Annotated in this window: 17 protein-coding genes; 4 read left to right on the top strand and 13 right to left on the bottom strand. The window is 46.0% G+C overall.

Translation table 11 applies throughout. The features are described from left to right. Positions 1–6: 6 nt before the first annotated feature. Both zapD and yacG read left to right on the top strand, forming a co-directional pair. Positions 7–747 (top strand): cell division protein ZapD, encoded by a 741-nt coding sequence (zapD, locus tag VJL_RS14360; RefSeq protein ID WP_038870479.1) that lies wholly within the window; start codon positions 7–9, stop codon positions 745–747. Between the two features lie 64 nt (positions 748–811). Further along, entirely contained in the window at positions 812–1,006 is a 195-nt protein-coding gene (gene yacG / locus VJL_RS14355) for a DNA gyrase inhibitor YacG (protein ID WP_038870477.1), read from the top strand. A gap of 325 nt (positions 1,007–1,331) precedes the next feature. On the opposite strand, the gene rplS is transcribed toward yacG, so the two are convergent. The 5 genes from rplS to ffh form a co-directional block, all read right to left on the bottom strand. After that, the gene (rplS, locus tag VJL_RS14350; RefSeq protein ID WP_038870475.1) at positions 1,332–1,685 is read right to left on the bottom strand and encodes a 50S ribosomal protein L19; all 354 of its coding nucleotides are present in this window, start codon (positions 1,683–1,685) and stop codon (positions 1,332–1,334) included. A 41-nt stretch (positions 1,686–1,726) separates the two neighbouring features. Beyond that, entirely contained in the window at positions 1,727–2,470 is a 744-nt protein-coding gene (gene trmD, locus VJL_RS14345; protein ID WP_038870473.1) for a tRNA (guanosine(37)-N1)-methyltransferase TrmD, read from the bottom strand. 27 nt (positions 2,471–2,497) lie between these two features. Beyond that, a complete protein-coding gene (gene rimM, locus VJL_RS14340) occupies positions 2,498–3,046 on the bottom strand; it encodes a ribosome maturation factor RimM (RefSeq protein ID WP_038870471.1) in 549 nt (182 codons plus the stop codon). 26 nt (positions 3,047–3,072) lie between these two features. Further along, the gene (gene rpsP / locus VJL_RS14335; protein ID WP_005438039.1) at positions 3,073–3,321 is read right to left on the bottom strand and encodes a 30S ribosomal protein S16; all 249 of its coding nucleotides are present in this window, start codon (positions 3,319–3,321) and stop codon (positions 3,073–3,075) included. A 210-nt stretch (positions 3,322–3,531) separates the two neighbouring features. Next, entirely contained in the window at positions 3,532–4,917 is a 1,386-nt protein-coding gene (ffh, locus tag VJL_RS14330; protein WP_038870469.1) for a signal recognition particle protein, read from the bottom strand. A 213-nt stretch (positions 4,918–5,130) separates the two neighbouring features. On the opposite strand from ffh, the gene VJL_RS14325 reads away from it, so the two are divergent. After that, complete coding sequence (locus VJL_RS14325) at positions 5,131–5,925, top strand: cytochrome C assembly family protein (RefSeq protein WP_038870467.1); 795 nt, start codon at positions 5,131–5,133, stop codon at positions 5,923–5,925. Between the two features lie 154 nt (positions 5,926–6,079). Beyond that, the gene (locus VJL_RS14320; protein ID WP_038870466.1) at positions 6,080–7,354 is read left to right on the top strand and encodes an HlyC/CorC family transporter; all 1,275 of its coding nucleotides are present in this window, start codon (positions 6,080–6,082) and stop codon (positions 7,352–7,354) included. A 93-nt stretch (positions 7,355–7,447) separates the two neighbouring features. On the opposite strand, the gene luxS is transcribed toward VJL_RS14320, so the two are convergent. The 8 genes from luxS to VJL_RS14280 form a co-directional block, all read right to left on the bottom strand. Next, positions 7,448–7,966 (bottom strand): S-ribosylhomocysteine lyase, encoded by a 519-nt coding sequence (luxS, locus tag VJL_RS14315; RefSeq protein ID WP_038870464.1) that lies wholly within the window; start codon positions 7,964–7,966, stop codon positions 7,448–7,450. Positions 7,967–8,056: 90 nt separating this feature from the next. Then, a complete protein-coding gene (locus VJL_RS14310; RefSeq protein WP_164492027.1) occupies positions 8,057–8,662 on the bottom strand; it encodes a transglycosylase SLT domain-containing protein in 606 nt (201 codons plus the stop codon). Positions 8,663–8,681: 19 nt separating this feature from the next. Continuing rightward, positions 8,682–10,250 carry a glutamate--cysteine ligase gene (gshA, locus tag VJL_RS14305; protein WP_038878898.1) on the bottom strand — a complete coding sequence of 523 codons (1,569 nt, stop codon included), beginning with the start codon at positions 10,248–10,250 and terminating at the stop codon, positions 8,682–8,684. Between the two features lie 163 nt (positions 10,251–10,413). Then, positions 10,414–13,257 carry a M16 family metallopeptidase gene (locus VJL_RS14300; RefSeq protein WP_038870458.1) on the bottom strand — a complete coding sequence of 948 codons (2,844 nt, stop codon included), beginning with the start codon at positions 13,255–13,257 and terminating at the stop codon, positions 10,414–10,416. Positions 13,258–13,266: 9 nt separating this feature from the next. Further along, positions 13,267–13,728 (bottom strand): YqaA family protein, encoded by a 462-nt coding sequence (locus tag VJL_RS14295; protein ID WP_038870456.1) that lies wholly within the window; start codon positions 13,726–13,728, stop codon positions 13,267–13,269. Next, complete coding sequence (locus VJL_RS14290; RefSeq protein WP_038878895.1) at positions 13,722–14,672, bottom strand: NADP-dependent oxidoreductase; 951 nt, start codon at positions 14,670–14,672, stop codon at positions 13,722–13,724. The genes VJL_RS14295 and VJL_RS14290 overlap by 7 nt, the downstream gene beginning before the upstream one ends. Positions 14,673–14,818: 146 nt before the next feature. After that, positions 14,819–15,949, bottom strand: coding sequence for a sodium ion-translocating decarboxylase subunit beta (locus VJL_RS14285; RefSeq protein ID WP_038870452.1), 1,131 nt, complete (start codon positions 15,947–15,949; stop codon positions 14,819–14,821). A gap of 9 nt (positions 15,950–15,958) precedes the next feature. Continuing rightward, a partial coding sequence (locus tag VJL_RS14280; RefSeq protein ID WP_038878893.1) for a pyruvate carboxylase subunit B occupies positions 15,959–17,220 on the bottom strand: 1,262 nt, incomplete at its 5' end.

Here is a 17,220-nt window from a genome sequence, read left to right as displayed (position 1 = left end):
ATGTCGATGACCACGCACAAATTTGAACATCCGTTAAATGAGAAAACTCGCATCTATCTGAGAGTTGAGTCTTTGCTGCGTCAGGCTCACCTAGCCTCTGGTTTTGCCGATAATCACCAATATCAGTTGTTCTTCCGTGCGCTTTTCGACATGGTTGAAATCTTTGAGCAGATTCAATTGAAAAGTGAGTTGGCAAAAGATCTTGAGAAACAACGTTTAGCCTACCGAAATTGGCTGAACGTTGAAGGCGTCGATCAGCAAGCGTTAAGTGAGCTACTAAAAGAGATCGATGTGGTTCATAGCCAACTGATGACTGCTGAACGTTTCGGCCAAGCGTTGAAAGAAGATCGTTTTTTAAGCTCAATTCGCCAGCGCTTTAATCTTCCTGGTGGTTCTTGCTGTTTTGATTTGCCAGCCTTGCATTATTGGTTACACCTTCCTATCGAACGCAAAAAGCACGATGCAGCCCAATGGCAAGAGAGCTTAAAGCCGTTGTCCGATGCACTCGCTTTATGGCTAAAACTGACTCGCGAAACAGGCCACTTCAAAGCACAAATCGCTCGTGCAGGCTTCTTCCAAAGCGACGCTGATGAAGCGAATATCCTTCGTTTACACATCCCTATGGAATATGGCGTCTATCCGATGATTTCAGGCCATAAGAACCGCTTCGCGATTAAGTTTATGTCGTTTGAAAGCGGACAAGCTTGCACGCAAGACGTTGAGTTTGAACTCGCGGTTTGTAGCTAAAACCAACGCACACTATTATTTCTATACCCCCTTTGACACCTCAACATAATGGGACTCTTTAATCATGTCTAAAATTACTATCGTGCCATGCCCACAATGCGGTGCAGACGTAGAATGGGGAGAGCAAAGCCCTCACCGCCCTTTTTGTAGCAAGAAATGCCAAATGATTGATTTTGGCGAATGGGCTGACGAAGAAAACGCCATTGCTGGCGCACCGGATATGTCGGACAGCGATGGATGGTCTGAAGACCAGTACTAAAGAATTGAGAGGCTAGAGTCGAGAAACGAAAACTCTACACTTCGAGAATAGAGAGAGGGGTTGATGTGGAACATCAGCCCTTTTTATTTTTCGGGATTCGGTTCATTTTGTCTTTCTAAGGACAAGCTCTGCCAACAACCTTTCGAGGCCATACTTCTTGCACTAGCTACACCTCTCAGTTCCTAAAGCGAGAAGCTCTCGAATCTCGTAGCGTTCCCGATTCTCGAAGGACAACGTCCACTCCCTAAACCCAGCGTCTTTTTCCTCGCATAAAAAAACGGAGCCCAATTGGGCTCCGTTTACTATGAGAACGCTAGTTATAGCATTACTTCTTAGCAAGTTTCTCTTTGATACGAGCAGACTTACCAGAACGCTCACGTAGGTAGTACAACTTGGCACGACGTACTGCACCACGGCGTTTAACTTCGATGCTATCAACGATTGGAGAGTGTGTTTGGAACGTACGCTCAACACCTTCACCGTTAGAGATCTTACGTACAGTGAAAGCAGAGTGTAGACCACGGTTACGGATTGCGATTACAACGCCTTCGAAAGCCTGTAGACGCTCACGCTCACCTTCTTTAACTTTAACCTGAACTACAACAGTGTCACCTGGTGCAAATTTAGGCAGGTCTGATTTCATTTGCTCTTCTTCAAGAGCTTTGATGATGTTACTCATTTTTTAAATTCCTAGAATAAACTGATACTAAATAAATTAGGTTACTTTGCGTTATGTTCAGTAATGAACTCAGCAAGTAATTGTTCCTGTTCGTCAGTCAGAGCTAGGTTTTCCAGGAGCTCTGGTCTTCTTAGCCAAGTTCGGCCCAGCGACTGTTTTAGTCGCCATTGACGAATATCCTTATGGTTGCCTGACATCAGTACCGCTGGCACTTCTTTATCATCCAACATTTCAGGACGCGTATAGTGAGGGCAATCTAACAAACCATTTGCAAAAGAATCTTCTTCTGCTGACGCAAAATCGCCTAGTACACCCGGAACAAACCGAGAGACTGAATCGATCAGTGTCATGGCTGGTATTTCACCACCCGTCATCACAAAATCTCCAATCGACCATTCTTCGTCGACTTCAGATTGAATGATACGCTCATCTACCCCTTCGTAACGGCCACAAATCAGAAGTAAATTCTCATTCGTTGCCAGTTCTTCCACTCCCTTTTGGTCGAGCTTGCGACCTTGAGGAGAAAGGTAAATGACTTTCGTCTTACCCGGTGAGGCTGCTTTCGCGGTATGAATGGCATCGCGCAAAGGCTGAACCATCATTAACATACCAGGACCACCACCGTAAGGTCGGTCATCGACAGTGCGATGTTTGTCGTGAGTGAAATCGCGAGGATTCCAAGTCTCAATTGACAAAAGACCTTTTTTAACCGCTTGACCTGTTACTCCAAATTCAGTAACAGAACGGAACATTTCAGGAAAAAGGCTAATAACGCCAACCCACATGTTTATCTCGCTCTGTAGTTTTGGAGATTAGAATCCAGGATCCCAGTCAACTTCGATCCGTTGAGCTGTGCGATCAACTTTAATGATCACTTGCTCTTCAAGGAACGGGATTAATCGTTCCTTCTGCCCGAAAGCATCTTTTAGATTTGCTTTAACAACCAGAACATCGTTTGAGCCAGTTTCTAGAATGTCATTAACGACACCCAGATCGTAACCTTTAGTGGTTACCACTTGCATCCCAAACAATTCACGCCAGTAGAATTCTTCTTCTGACAATTCAGGTAGTACCGCAGGGTCAATAGCAATTTCAAAGTTGGTCATCAGCTGCGCGTCTTCGCGAACGTCCAACCCTGCTAGCTTGCATACATAGCCTTGACCATGACGCTTCCAGCTTTCTACTTTGTACTCAACCCACGTACCCTTTTGGTTAACAAACCAAGGGCTGTAATCGAAAATGCTTTCAGCATTGTCTGTGTAGGAAAAAACTTTAAGCCAACCACGAATGCCGTAAGTAGCACCAAACTTGCCTACAACAATCTTCTCGTTGCTCATCGTTTCTTTACCTTTCATCGACATAAACTAGTTTCTACTTCTTAAAAGAATTAAGCCGCTTTTTGAGCGTCTTTAACTAGCTTAGCAACGCGGTCAGATAGAGACGCGCCTTGACCAACCCAATGGTTAACGCGGTCTAGGTCTAGACGTAGACCTTCTTCTTGACCTTTAGCAGTTGGGTTGAAGAAACCAACTTTCTCGATGAAACGGCCAGTTGCAGCGTTGCGGCTGTCCGCTACTACGATTTGATAAAATGGACGCTTTTTAGCGCCGTGACGTGCCAAACGAATGGTTACCATGTCGTCCTCTTTGCTTTCTCAAAAATAAAATTAACCCCAATAATCATCCATAAAACTGAACAATCTGGGGTCTCGTGCCAAAATAAAGCTCCGGAATTTTACTCTTATCCCGAAGCAATGCAAGGTATTTAGTTACTTTTTCACCAACATAAATTGAAATTCAAGTTTGTGATGTAGCTAACACCCTGAAACTAAAGTCTAGGCAATCGTTTAACGACCAAATGGATTGAAGCCACCGCCTCCACCCATACCGCCGCCCATCATGCCTTGCATGTTGCGCATCATGCCTTTCATGCCGCCCTTTTGCATTTTCTTCATCATCTTTTGCATTTGGGTAAACTGCTTAAGCAGACGGTTAACGTCTTGTACCTGAACACCCGAGCCTGCTGCGATACGTTTTTTACGTGAGCCTTTGATGATTTCCGGGCGTTGACGTTCTTTCATTGTCATTGAGCTGATGATCGCTTCCATTTGCTTGAACATCTTGTCATCAACTTTGTCTTTCACGTCTGACGGCAATTGAGACATACCTGGCAATTTGTCTAGCATGCCCATCATGCCACCCATGTTTTGCATTTGACCTAGCTGCTCACGGAAGTCTTCAAGGTCAAAACCTTTCTTCTCTTTGAACTTTTTCGCTAGTTTTTCTGCTTTGTCTTGGTCGACATTGCGTTGTAGGTCTTCAATCAGAGACAGTACATCACCCATGCCTAGAATACGCGATGCAATACGATCTGGGTGGAATGGTTCTAGTGCGTCAGTCTTTTCACCCACACCGAGGAATTTAATTGGCTTACCCGTGATATGACGAACCGATAGCGCCGCACCACCACGTGCATCACCATCCACTTTAGTCAGAATCACACCGGTTAGCGGTAGCGCATCACCGAATGCTTTCGCTGTGTTCGCCGCATCTTGACCTGTCATTGCATCAACAACGAACAGTGTCTCGACCGGGTTAATAGCAGAGTGAAGATCTTTAATCTCACCCATCATTTCTTCATCGATAGCCAAACGACCTGCGGTATCGACAATAAGCACGTCATAGAATTTCTTCTTCGCGTGGTCGATCGCGGCATTCGCAATATCAAGTGGTTTTTGATCTGGTGACGATGGGAAGAAGTCGACGCCGATGTCTGATGCTAGAGTTTCTAGCTGTTTGATTGCCGCAGGACGGTAAACGTCGGCCGACACAACCAAGACTTTCTTCTTATCACGCTCTTTTAGAAGCTTAGAAAGCTTACCTACCGATGTGGTTTTACCCGCACCTTGTAGGCCCGCCATTAAAAGAACGGCTGGCGGCTGCGCTGCTAGATTTAGGGCTTCGTTAGATTCACCCATTACACCTTCAAGCTCTGCTTGAACGATCTTGATGAATTCCTGACCCGGAGTCAGCGATTTAGAAACTTCTACGCCCACCGCTTTTTCTTTAACGCGGTTAACAAACTCACGCACAACAGGAAGGGCAACGTCCGCTTCCAAAAGCGCCATGCGCACTTCACGTAGGGTTTCTTTAATGTTGTCTTCGGTCAGACGACCTTTGCCACTGATATTTTTCAGCGTTTTGGATAATCGATCCGTTAAATTCTCAAACATCTTTGTCTCTTCGCTAAAATGGCGATTAATTAGTGTGAGTATACCTTAGCCAACGTCACAGTCATACCCGAACACTGCTCTTATCATTAACTTGAGGGCTAACTTGTTAATTTCAATATCTCATCTCTCGTGATTGATGAAGGATCTACCGTAGCCCCAAAGAGTAATGCAAGGTATAATTTTTAGCATCGTGCACAATAACTCTTAGGATTCATGGATAGCTTAATTGCCATCGCGGCCGCCATACTTTACGTTTTGGCGATAGCGACCATCATACCTGGACTCTCTCAGCAGTCAGGAATCAAAGTCAAAACCGTATTTGCCAGTGCGGCATGTGCGCTTGTTTTTCATGCTTGGATTCTGAGTGACCTGATATTTGACGGCTCAGGGCAAAACCTCAGTATTCTTAATGTTGCTTCGCTAATAAGTTTTATTATTTCTTTGGTCATGAGTGTGGCAATGCTTAAGAATCGCTTATGGTTCTTGTTGCCTGTGGTATACAGTTTTGCTGCTATCAATTTATCTGCAGCAACGTTTTTACCAAGCACATTTATTAGACATTTAGAAAATGATCCTAAGTTACTTATTCACATATCGTTCGCACTCTTCTCTTACGCCACGTTGACCATTGGTGCACTCTACGCACTCCAGTTAGCTTGGCTTGATCACAAACTTAAAACGAAAAAATCACTCGCAATCAATCCAAACTTACCGCCACTCATGATGGTAGAGCGTCAGCTATTCAAAATTATCTTGATTGGTAACTTGTTGCTCACGGCAACGCTGATTACTGGTTTTGTGTTTGTACAAGATATGTTTGCTCAAGGTAAAGCCCACAAGGGAATCCTTTCTTTCATCGCTTGGATTGTGTACTCAATTCTGCTTTGGGGTCACTACCGTAAAGGGTGGCGAGGCAAAAAAGTGACTTGGTTTGCGGTTGCAGGTGCGACTTTGTTGACCTTGGCGTACTTTGGTAGTCGCTTCGTGAAAGAGATCATCTTAAGTTGATACTTTCCATCGATTAAATGCAATTAATAAGGAGCCTTGTGCTCCTTATCCTTTATATTGCCGAGCAAATAAAATAGAGTACCCCTTATTCCATTGACTTCATGACCTAGCTCGGTCATAAATTAACCAAACACATAAAAGGAACTGCTGCGTTTTGGACGACATATCTACGGGTATCTTATTTGCGCTACTCGCGTGTCTTATCGTCATATCAGGTTATTTCTCCGGTTCAGAAACAGGGATGATGTCTTTGAACCGTTACCGCTTAAAGCACTTAGCCAATAATGGGCATAAAGGGGCGAAGCGAGTCGAAAAGCTTCTCGACCGCCCAGATCGCCTTATTGGCCTGATCCTTATCGGCAACAACCTCGTTAATATCCTCGCTTCCGCTATCGCAACCATTTTAGGTATGCGTTTGTATGGCGATTTAGGGGTCGCAATTGCAACTGGTGCTCTCACTATGGTGGTGCTGGTTTTTGCAGAGGTGACACCGAAAACGATCGCATCGCTCTATCCGGAGCGCGTCTCTTATGCGAGCAGCATCCTTCTTACTATTTTAATGAAGGTACTGTCACCACTCGTCATGTTGGTGAACTTTATTACTAACGGCTTTATCCGTTTACTCGGCGTAAAAGCCGATCACACCACAGAAGACCACCTTAGCTCAGAAGAGTTGCGTACCGTGGTAAATGAAGCTGGCGGCCTCATTCCTCGTCGTCACCAAGACATGCTGGTGTCTATTTTGGACCTAGAGCACGTCACAGTGAATGACATCATGGTGCCTCGTAATGAGATCACTGGCATCGACATCAATGACGATTGGAAATCTATCGTTCGTCAGCTGACTCACTCTCCTCATGGCCGTATTGTGCTGTACCGTGACCAGATTGATGAAGTGGTTGGTATGCTGCGTCTGCGTGAAGCTTATCGCTTAATGCTAGAGAAGAACGAGTTCAACAAAGAGACACTGCTACGCGCAGCCGATGAGGTGTACTACATTCCTGAAGGCACGCCACTGAACGTACAGATGTTGAAGTTTCAACGTAATAAACAGCGTATCGGTTTGATTGTCGATGAGTATGGCGACATTAACGGACTAGTGACGTTAGAAGATATTCTGGAAGAGATCGTTGGTGAGTTTACCACATCAATCGCACCGAGCTTGTCCGAAGAGATCACACCGCAAGGTGATGGTAGCTTCTTAATTGAGGGCAGTGCAAATATTCGAGACATCAACAAAGGTTTGAAGTGGAAACTGCCAACTGACGGACCAAGAACCCTCAATGGCTTGATCCTTGAACATCTGGAAGATATTCCTCAAAGCCATTTGAGTGTGCAAGTTTCTGGGCACCCAATGGAAATTGTTCAAGTAGAAGAGAACCGTATCAAGCTTGTAAAAGTGTATCCAAAGCTGAAGAAAAACAGCTAAGTGTGAACAAAATATCACGCCTTAAATCGCAAAGAAAAAGAGCCTGACACTGTCAGGCTCTTATGTTTTCAGCTATCTGAACGAAAAGCTAAGTTAGTCGATACGTAGCTCTTTCAGCATTGATTCTGGTAGTGCCAGCTCATCATTCTTATTCACCGCAACCCCCGCTTCTAGAATGTTCTTTGCAATTTGCTTCGCTTCATCCAGAGAGTGCATTGCCGCTGTACCACATTGGTACTCGTTCAGCTCAGGAATCTTGTTTTGGTTTTCTACTTTCAATACGTCTTCCATTGCTGCAATCCAAGCGTCAGCCACTTGCTGCTCTGAAGGCGTACCGATTAGACTCATGTAAAAACCTGTACGACAGCCCATTGGTGAAATATCAATAATCTCAACACTTTCACCATTTAGATGATTGCGCATAAAGCCCGCATACAAGTGCTCTAGCGTGTGAATTCCTCGCTCAGAAAGGATGTCTTTGTTCGGGGCAGTAAAGCGCAAGTCGAATACCGTGATGGTATCCCCTTTAGGGGTTTGCATCGTTTTAGCCACTCGTACTGCAGGTGCATTCATGCGAGTGTGGTCTACGGTAAAACTGTCTAATAAAGGCATTACATCTCTCCTGATTGTAACGACCAATACTCAAGAGTATTGGCATTGATTTCTATTCATTCCCCCAGTCCAAATGAATTCGTTAGGGGGTTAAAAGAACCAGCTGCTGTTGTCTTCTAGTTCCTGACGACATTGCTTCAGCTGCCAGCCATAAGTCTTTGCGGTTTGCTCAACGCGTCTTGCAACCTTTAACAAGCTTGGCTTGCTATTATAGGTTCCGCGCTTATATCCACCACGTCCTTCATGATAAGCAAGGTACTGCTTGTAAGGATCCCACAATGAGATGCCTAATTGACGACGAGTCTCATGGGTATACCAACCGACAAACATCATTGAGTCGTCGAAGTTAGTACGTGAACCACCTTGACCCGTCGCATCTTGAAAATCTTCCCAAGCAGGGTCTTGAGCTTGAGCATAACCGTAAGCGCTACTTACGCGCCCCCATGGAATAAAGCCGAGAACGTAATCCTTTGGTGGTCGAGCGTCATGACGAAAGCTACTTTCTTGCTTGATGATCGCCATCGCCACGTTTATCGGCGTACCCCACTCTTCTTCCATGTCTTTGGCATCTTCATACCAACCAGATTTTTCTCGGAATATTTCACATAGGTTGTCTTGTTGCTTTGGGGGCGCTGTCGCACAACCGGCTAACATTACGCTTCCAAGCACAGACACCACTAACGGCTTAATGTCCAATCCCTGCCCTTACTGCTGATTATTGTTTTAGATAAGCAAAGTAATCTTCTAAGAAGTCATCAAAGGATAACGTGTCACTTTGCTCTGCTTGTTTTTGTTTCTCTACCGATGTCGCGACTTCAGTTTCCATCGCATCTGCCGAGTATTGCTCATAGCTATGTGCTAGATTTTCTTCGCGGAACTTCATACCAAGCGCACAACCCACTTTACCCAAACCGCCGTGCTCTTTGGTCAGCTCAAGCAATTGACCAGAGATAGTAAGCTCAGGCTCGTCAATCCAAGACTCCAGTTTGTCGCAAACCGCTTGGTACGCATTACCACCAGTCGCGGTGTCCATTTCAACCGCAATCTGACGAAGATCAGCGAATACACTGTGCGCCCAATCTTGCAGAGATAAACGCTCGCCTTGGCAACCGATTTGCAGCATCAAACCTTTCTCACGACCAGAAACAATAACTTTGTTCCAGTTATCACGCCAGCATTCAAGCTCGCAGTTATCCATAGGGTCAGAGTCAGAAAGCGCTGCCCATGTTAGGAATAGGTCCAAGAATCGAACTTGTTCCTCACTCACGCCAACCGCACTGAATGGGTTTACGTCTAAAGAACGGACTTCAATGTATTCAACACCCGCTCGTGTCAGAGCTTCAGATGGTTTTTCACCACTTTGCGTGACACGCTTAGGACGAATTGGAGCGTATAGCTCGTTCTCAATTTGCAGAATGTTTGAGTTCAATTGACGGTATTCGCCATCCACTTTCACACCAATCTCTGCAAACTCATCCGATGGACGACGAATAGCGTCACTTAAGCCTTCAAGATACTGTTCAATGCTGTTAAAGCCAATCTTAAGCACGCTTTGCGCGCTGTTGGTGTAACCGAGATCACTCAGACGCAGAGAGGTTGCTTTTGGTAAGAAAAGCGTCCCGCCAATTTTCTCAAATGGCAGATCAGTTTCACGTCCTTGAATGAACGAGCCACACAATGCTGGTGACGCTCCAAAGAAGTACGGGATCATCCAACCAAAACGGTAGTAGTTACGGATTAGAGCAAAGTACGCTGCGGATTTCGTTTCTTGGCGAGCTTCTTCATCTTGCTCTCCATGTAGTGCATCCCAGAACGATTCAGGGAAAGAGAAGTTGAAGTGCACCCCCGAGATAATTTGCATTAAGCTACCGTAGCGGCGTTTTAAACCTTCACGGTAAAGCGTTTTCATTTTTGCTGAGTTTGATGAGCCATATTGAGCTAGCTGAATATCATCTTCAGTGCCTACATAACATGGCATCGAAAGTGGCCACATTTTCTCTTCACCCATTTTGGTTTGAGTGAAGTGATGGATGTCTTTCAACTGCCCGATCAATTCAGGGATATCATGTGATACAGGCGTAATGAATTCCAGTAGAGATTCTGAAAAGTCTGTCGTGATCCATTTGTTTGTGAACGCTGAGCCCAAACCCTCTGGATGAGGTGTTGTTGCTAGGTGTCCATCCTGACGATAGCGCAAAGTTTCTCGCTCAACACCGCGTCCAAACTGCTTAAATACTTCTGGGTTTGATGCAACTTGTTTTAGTCGCGCAGCAAAATCAGTCAAAATGAGGTTCGCTTATATTGGGAGCAGGACACTCGCCAAGCGTGGCAAGTGAAAGCTAAGTTATTGATATATAATCCATCTAGATAAATAACCCATCAAAAAGTCATTTATCTAGTTAGAAACGAATAGCGGAGAGTCTCCTCTCCGCTATTAAATGTGTACTCTATCGAATGATTTCAAGCTCTTCCACGTCTTTCCCTAACTTTTCTAGTTGAGGGCGAAGGGATTTTGCATCCCCGACAACCACGATTTGATAGTCGTTCGGGTCAAACCATTTTTCGGCTAGAGCGTTGAGAGTCTGCTTATCAACTTTCTCAACAATAGCGTTTCGTTGCTGTAAATAGTCTTTATCCAAGTCGTATTTCAAAATATCACTGATGAGTTTCGCTTTCTGTGTTGGCGTCTCATATTTCAGCGCATCTTTTTGACCGACCGCTTGGCGCATAAATTTCAATTCATCGTCAGTCATGCCCGATTGTGAGAACTCGTTCAACTCATTCTCCATCTCGATAATAGACGCAACCGTTGAATCCGCACGCACTTGTGCAGTGAAAACAACCGAGCCAGTTTCCGCATTACCGGAGAAATAACCATAAGCACCATAAGTGTAGCCTTTGTCTTCACGAAGGTTTTGGTTGATACGGCTATTGAAGTTACCCGCCAAATTAAAGTTCGCTAGCTGACCTAGGTAAAAATCACCAGTCGCATCGTAAGGCATACCTTGGCGTACGAGCATCACGACACTTTGTGGCGCTCCAGGCTTATCCACTAGGTGAATTTGTTGCTTACCCAAAGGGTTTACTTTTTGCGGAGAATACAACGGTGCTGCTTCTGCTTTCCAGTTAGACCAAAACGTCAGTTGTTTTTCTACGTCTGCTTTATCGATATCGCCCACCGCAATGATCTGCGCTCCTTGCGGTGTATAGTGCTTCGCGTAGAAGTCTCGAACATCGTCTAGTGTTAGCGCCTTTACTCCGGCCTTGGTGCCTTCTTTTGGACGAGCAAAAGTTGAATCACCGTACAAAACTTGGCGGCTGGCTTGCGCGGCCATCCAGCTTGGTTTTTGATGTTCGTAAACTAAGCCTTCTAACGCTTGCATTTTCACTCGTTCAAAGTCTTCTTCTTTAAATGCAGGCGACAACAACATCTCTTCAACAATCTTGAGCGTTGGTGCTAGGTTTTTCTCTAGTGTGGACACACTGATGTCAGTCGTATAGCCCGTCGCATCAACAGAGATAACACTACCTAATTTATCAAGCTCAGCTTGAATCTCTTCCACACTGTGTTGCGTTGTGCCTTCTTGCAGCATCGCAGCGGTCAGCTGTGCCAGACCTTCCTTGCCTTCTTCAACAAAACGCGTCCCTGCCGGGAGACTGAACTGCATCATCATAGTTGGCGTTTCATTGCTCACCGTACCAAGTAACTCTGAACCATTATTGAAATGGATGTCGTAAAGCTTGGGCATGGTTGCTTCGACTGGAGCACCAACCGGAGGCTGAACAGAACGATCGAAGTTGTCAGTCGCACGACGGTAGGCTAACTGGTCATCCGTGATCTTTTGGTATTCAGGTAATGTGCGTTTTGGGGTGACAAATGTAGCAGGTTTCACTGCCAATTCTGTTTTCCCTCTTGGCACCACACTCAAAGTAACTTTGTTCTTCCCTTGGATAAAGTCGCTGTAAGCTTTTTCTACTGATTCTGGTGTTACTGCACGGATCTGCTCAAGCTGTTTCTCAATCAAATCAGGCTGGCCAAAGAACGTTTGGTTGGAAGCAAGTTGCGTCACCTTGCCTTTAACGCTTTCCAGTGCAAAGATCGCATTCGCTTCTTCTTGACCTTTTAGTTGGTCAAGACGGTCTTTTGTCACGCCATCTTTCGCAAACTTGTTCAGCGATACCATTAATTCATCATAAAGCTTTGACAGGTCCCCTTTGTCACCAGAATCGCCCATCGCGTAAACATAGAAGTTACAAGACAGCTCAGCACAATCATGGAATGCACCCGCATCCACTGCTTTTTGTGTCTTCACTAAATCTTGGTAGAGCACACTGTTGGTGCCGCTGCCTAATACGCTAGAAAGTGTGTCTAACGAAGTTTGGCTTGCTTCACCGCTGTAAGTGGTTGGCCAAGCAATCATTACCATTGGCTGTTGGATTCGGTCCTCCAGCGTGATGAACTTACTCTCTGCCAGCTTCGCTGGTTGTTTCGGCGCATTATCGACCTCAGGGCCGCGAGGGATAGAGCCAAAGTATTTGTTCACCCACTCAAGCGTCTGTTCAACATCAATATCGCCACCAATCGTCACCACAGCATTGTTTGGACCGTACCAACGCAAGAAGAAGGCTTTCAGATCGTTCACGTCAACACGATCGAGATCTTCCACATAGCCAATGGTTTGCCATGAATATGGATGACCTTCAGGATAAAGCGCTTCAGCCATACGCTCCCAAATCAAACCATACGGACGGTTGTCGTAGCGCTGGGCTCGTTCATTTTTTACTGTTGAGCGCTGGATCTCGAACTTGTGTTGCGAAACGGCATCAAGCAAAAAGCCCATGCGGTCCGATTCTAACCACAGCATTTTCTCAAGTTGGTTAGCTGGGACAGTTTCAAAGTAGTTAGTGCGATCACGGTTAGTTGTACCATTTAAAGTACCACCCGCTTCAGTAATGATCTTAAAGTGTTGCTGGTCACCAACGTTCTCTGAACCTTGAAACATCATGTGTTCGAAGAAGTGAGCAAAACCAGATTTACCAATTTCTTCTCGTGCAGAACCAACATGGTATGTCACATCAACGTGCACAAGTGGATCGGAATCCTCTGGTGCCAGAATCACCGTTAAACCGTTGTCTAGTTGATACTTCTGGTATGGAATTTTAACTTTGCCTTCTTCTGCTTTCGACGCTTCGACGAAAGTAACCCCATCAGGCAATGATGATACTGGGGCGTTTGATGCACAGCCCGTGATCACCAACAGTGAGCACGCGCTTACCCAAAACATTCTCATGCGCTTTCCTTAAAATAAACCGAGATAGATGGCGGCTAACAAGGAGTACCTTGCTGCTTTGCCTAAAAATATCAAAACCATACACGGCAGAAATTTCATCCTTAACCATCCTGCCGCTAAACATAGCGGGTCACCAATCACTGGTAACCAGCTAAAGAACAATCCCCAATATCCATACTTGGACAGCCATTTAAGTGCCGTATGGCCGTGTTTTTCATCTTTTGTCTTATTTGGAATCCAAAGCCCAAGCCAATAGTTGGTCAATCCACCAAGCGTGTTACCAATCGTGGCGACAATAATGATGGAAGTAGCGGAATACTGGTTTAACGAGAGGGTCGCGATCAATCCAGCTTCAGAGCCCCCCGGCAAGAGGGTAGCGCTAAGAAATCCAGTAATGAACAACACCCATAATGCGGAGTCAGAAAACCATAGTGCTAAATTTTCAAAGGCTGCATTAAATGCCTCTAGCATGTCATATCAAGCAATACCTTGCCTCGTGTCCGTCCGGATTCAACTTGTCGGTGGGCATCCACAACCTCGTCCATCGGATAAACATGTTGAATTTCTGTTTTTAGCAGACCAACCCCCACCATATAAAGTAAGGTGTCGAGCTGCTCACGATCCGGCTCCACCAGCATGCCACTAGCATCAAAACCAAGCAGTTTTGCTTTCTCACAAATCAACTCAGCCGTTATGGTCGGAACGGTGATCACTCGGGCGTTATCAGTCAAACATTTCAGAGCATCTAAAGCGGCGTCACCACCGACAAGATCGATCAACACATCCACATCTTCAACACGTTCTGACACTGGCGCAAATTGATAGTTCACTGCATGTGCTCCCAGCGTCGCGAGGTAGTCTAAATTCCGCTCACTGCAGGTGGTAAAGACTTCGGCTTTGGTTGCTACGGCGATTTGTACCGCTATGTGGCCAACACCACCTGCACCAGCGAGAATCAACACTCGGTCGCCTTCAGTAACATTAGCCTTGCTTAATGCTTGAGCCGCCGTTTGCCCTGCCAGAGGAAGTGCAGCCGCAGCTTCTAAAGTCACTGAATTGGGAATACGGCTGAGAGCTGACTCAGGAACACAAAGGTATTGGCTGTAACCACCACCACGAGCTGGAAATCCAATGAAACCAGCAACCTCGTCCCCGACTTCAAAACGTGATGTCCCTTTCCCACAAGACGCCACTTTGCCAGAAACGTCATACCCCGGAACCCAAGGAAGGTTATCTTTATTTTGTGCGGCCGCCCAACCTAACCCCGCGCGCGTTTTCACGTCGATAGGATTAATGCCTGAATAGGCGACTTTTATGAGGATTTCACCCTTTTGAGGTGAGGGTGTTGGTGCGGTTTGAATGGCGAGAACGTCTGCATCGCCAAACTTAGTAATCACTATCTGTTTGTGTTCCATAGCCCATTCCCTGCGAGAAAACAAAAAGGGATGCGAAAGCATCCCTTTGACTATAAACCATTTTGTTTACCGAAGTTAATCGTCAATTTGTAAATTGGTGGATAATTCTATGTCGTAGCGTATCCACCAAAAATCGAACAAGACGATTAGCCTACTAGCGCTAACAAGATACCAGCCGCGACTGCGGAACCAAGTACACCGGCTACGTTTGGCCCCATCGCATGCATCAACAGGAAGTTTTGTGGGTTCGCTTCTAAGCCAACTTTGTTCACAACACGAGCTGCCATTGGTACCGCAGAAACACCCGCAGCACCGATAAGTGGGTTGATGTCTTCTTTCGAGAACTTGTTGAGAAGCTTCGCCATCAGAACACCTGCACCAGTACCTATACTGAATGCCACTGCGCCTAAACCCAGAATGCCAAGTGTTTCTAGATTCAAAAACTGTTCAGCTTGCAGTTTAGAGCCGACACCAAGACCTAAGAAGATGGTCACGATGTTGATCAGCTCGTTTTGAGCGGTTTTGGATAAACGATCCACTACACCCGCTTCGCGCATCAAATTGCCTAAACAGAACATACCAACCAAAGGTGTAGCCGATGGCAGGAATAGAATTGTCATCAGCAACACAGCAAGTGGGAACAGTACTTTTTCCCACTTACCGACATGACGCAGTTGAGCCATTTTAATTTGACGCTCTTCTTTGGTCGTAAGTGCTTTCATGATCGGAGGCTGAATAATCGGCACCAACGCCATGTAGCTGTATGCCGCAACGGCGATCGCACCAAGTAGGTCCGGAGACAGTTTACTTGCTAAGAAAATCGCCGTAGGTCCATCTGCACCACCAATGATGGCGATAGACGATGCATCAGCCATGGAGAATTCCATACCAGGAACGTAGTTAAGTAAAATCGCGCCAAATAGTGTCGCAAAAATACCAAACTGAGCAGCGGCCCCTAACCACAACGTTTTCGGGTTCGCAATTAAGGCACCAAAGTCCGTCATCGCACCGACACCCATGAAGATCAAGAGTGGGAAGACACCTGATTCGATCCCGATGTAATACACGTAGTAAAGCAAGCCACCTGGGTCAGTAAAGCCTGCATTTGGAATGTTAGCCAAGATGGCACCAAAACCAATAGGCAATAGCAACAATGGCTCAAAGCCTTTTTTGATCGCCAAAAACAGCAGTGCACAACCAACCAACATCATACAGATTTGGCCGAACTCAAAGTTCGCGATCCCTGTTTCTGACCATAAGGTCATCAATCCGTCCATGATACTCCCTTATGCTAAGCTCAGAAGCGGTGAACCAACAGTAACGGCATCACCTTCTTTCACATTCAGCTCTTGCACTACGCCACCACGAGCCGCGCGAACTTCGGTTTCCATCTTCATCGCTTCTAAGATAAGCAGAACATCCCCTTCAGAAACTTCAGCGCCTGGCTGAACATTCACTTTAAAGATGTTACCGGCAAGCGGTGCCGGTACTGCTTCCGCAGAAGTATTTACTGGAGCTACGGGAGCACTTGGTTGTACTGGAGCTGCTGAAACATTTGGAGTAACAGACGCCAGCTGTCCTTGTGGGCCGACTTCCACTTCGTACACTTGGCCATCCACACGAACGCTATAAGTCTCAACACCACCGGTTGCTACTGGAGTTACCGGAGCTGCTGGTTTCGCTGACTCTAGCGTTGGAGCAGGTTCAAACGCATCTGGGTTGTCACGGTTCTTAAGGAATTTGAGACCAACTTGAGGGAACAAAGCATACGTCAATACGTCATCCACACGCTCACTTGCCAACTTGATACCATCAGACTGTGCTTTCTCCATCAAATCGACAGTAAGCGTCTCCATTTCAGGTTTCAATAGATCAGCAGGACGACACGTGATCGCCTCTTTTCCATCAAGAACTTTTGCTTGCAGATCGGCGTTCAATGCGGCAGGTGCTGCACCGTATTCACCTTTTAATAAGCCTGCGGTTTCTTTCGTGATGCTCTTATAACGTTCACCTGTCAGCACGTTAATAACGGCTTGGGTGCCGACAATCTGTGAGGTTGGTGTTACTAGGGGAATAAAGCCAAGATCTTCACGCACGCGTGGGATCTCTTCCAGAACTTCATCAAGACGGTCTGCCGCCCCTTGTTCTTTAAGTTGGCCTTCCATGTTGGTTAACATGCCACCAGGAACCTGAGCAATGAGGATACGAGAATCCACCCCTTTCAATTGCCCTTCCCATTTCGCGTACTTCTTGCGCACTTCACGGAAGTAAGCCGCAATAGGCTCAATTTGGTCCAGTTTTAAGTTGGTATCACGCTCTGTACCTTGCAACATCGCTACCACAGTTTCTGTCGGCGTATGGCCATAAGTACAACTCATTGAAGAGATCGCGGTATCAAGGATATCAATTCCGGCTTCTACGGCCTTCACAGCAGTCGCGGTTGATAACCCCGTCGTTGCATGACAGTGAAGCGCTAGTGGCACATCACAGGATGCTTTGATGCGAGTGATCAGCTCTTCTGCTTCATAAGGCTTGAGCAAACCAGACA

This window comes from Vibrio jasicida CAIM 1864 = LMG 25398 (assembly GCF_000400365.1).
GTDB classification, from domain to species: domain Bacteria; phylum Pseudomonadota; class Gammaproteobacteria; order Enterobacterales; family Vibrionaceae; genus Vibrio; species Vibrio jasicida.
This window is presented reverse-complemented; position numbering and strand designations above follow the sequence as displayed.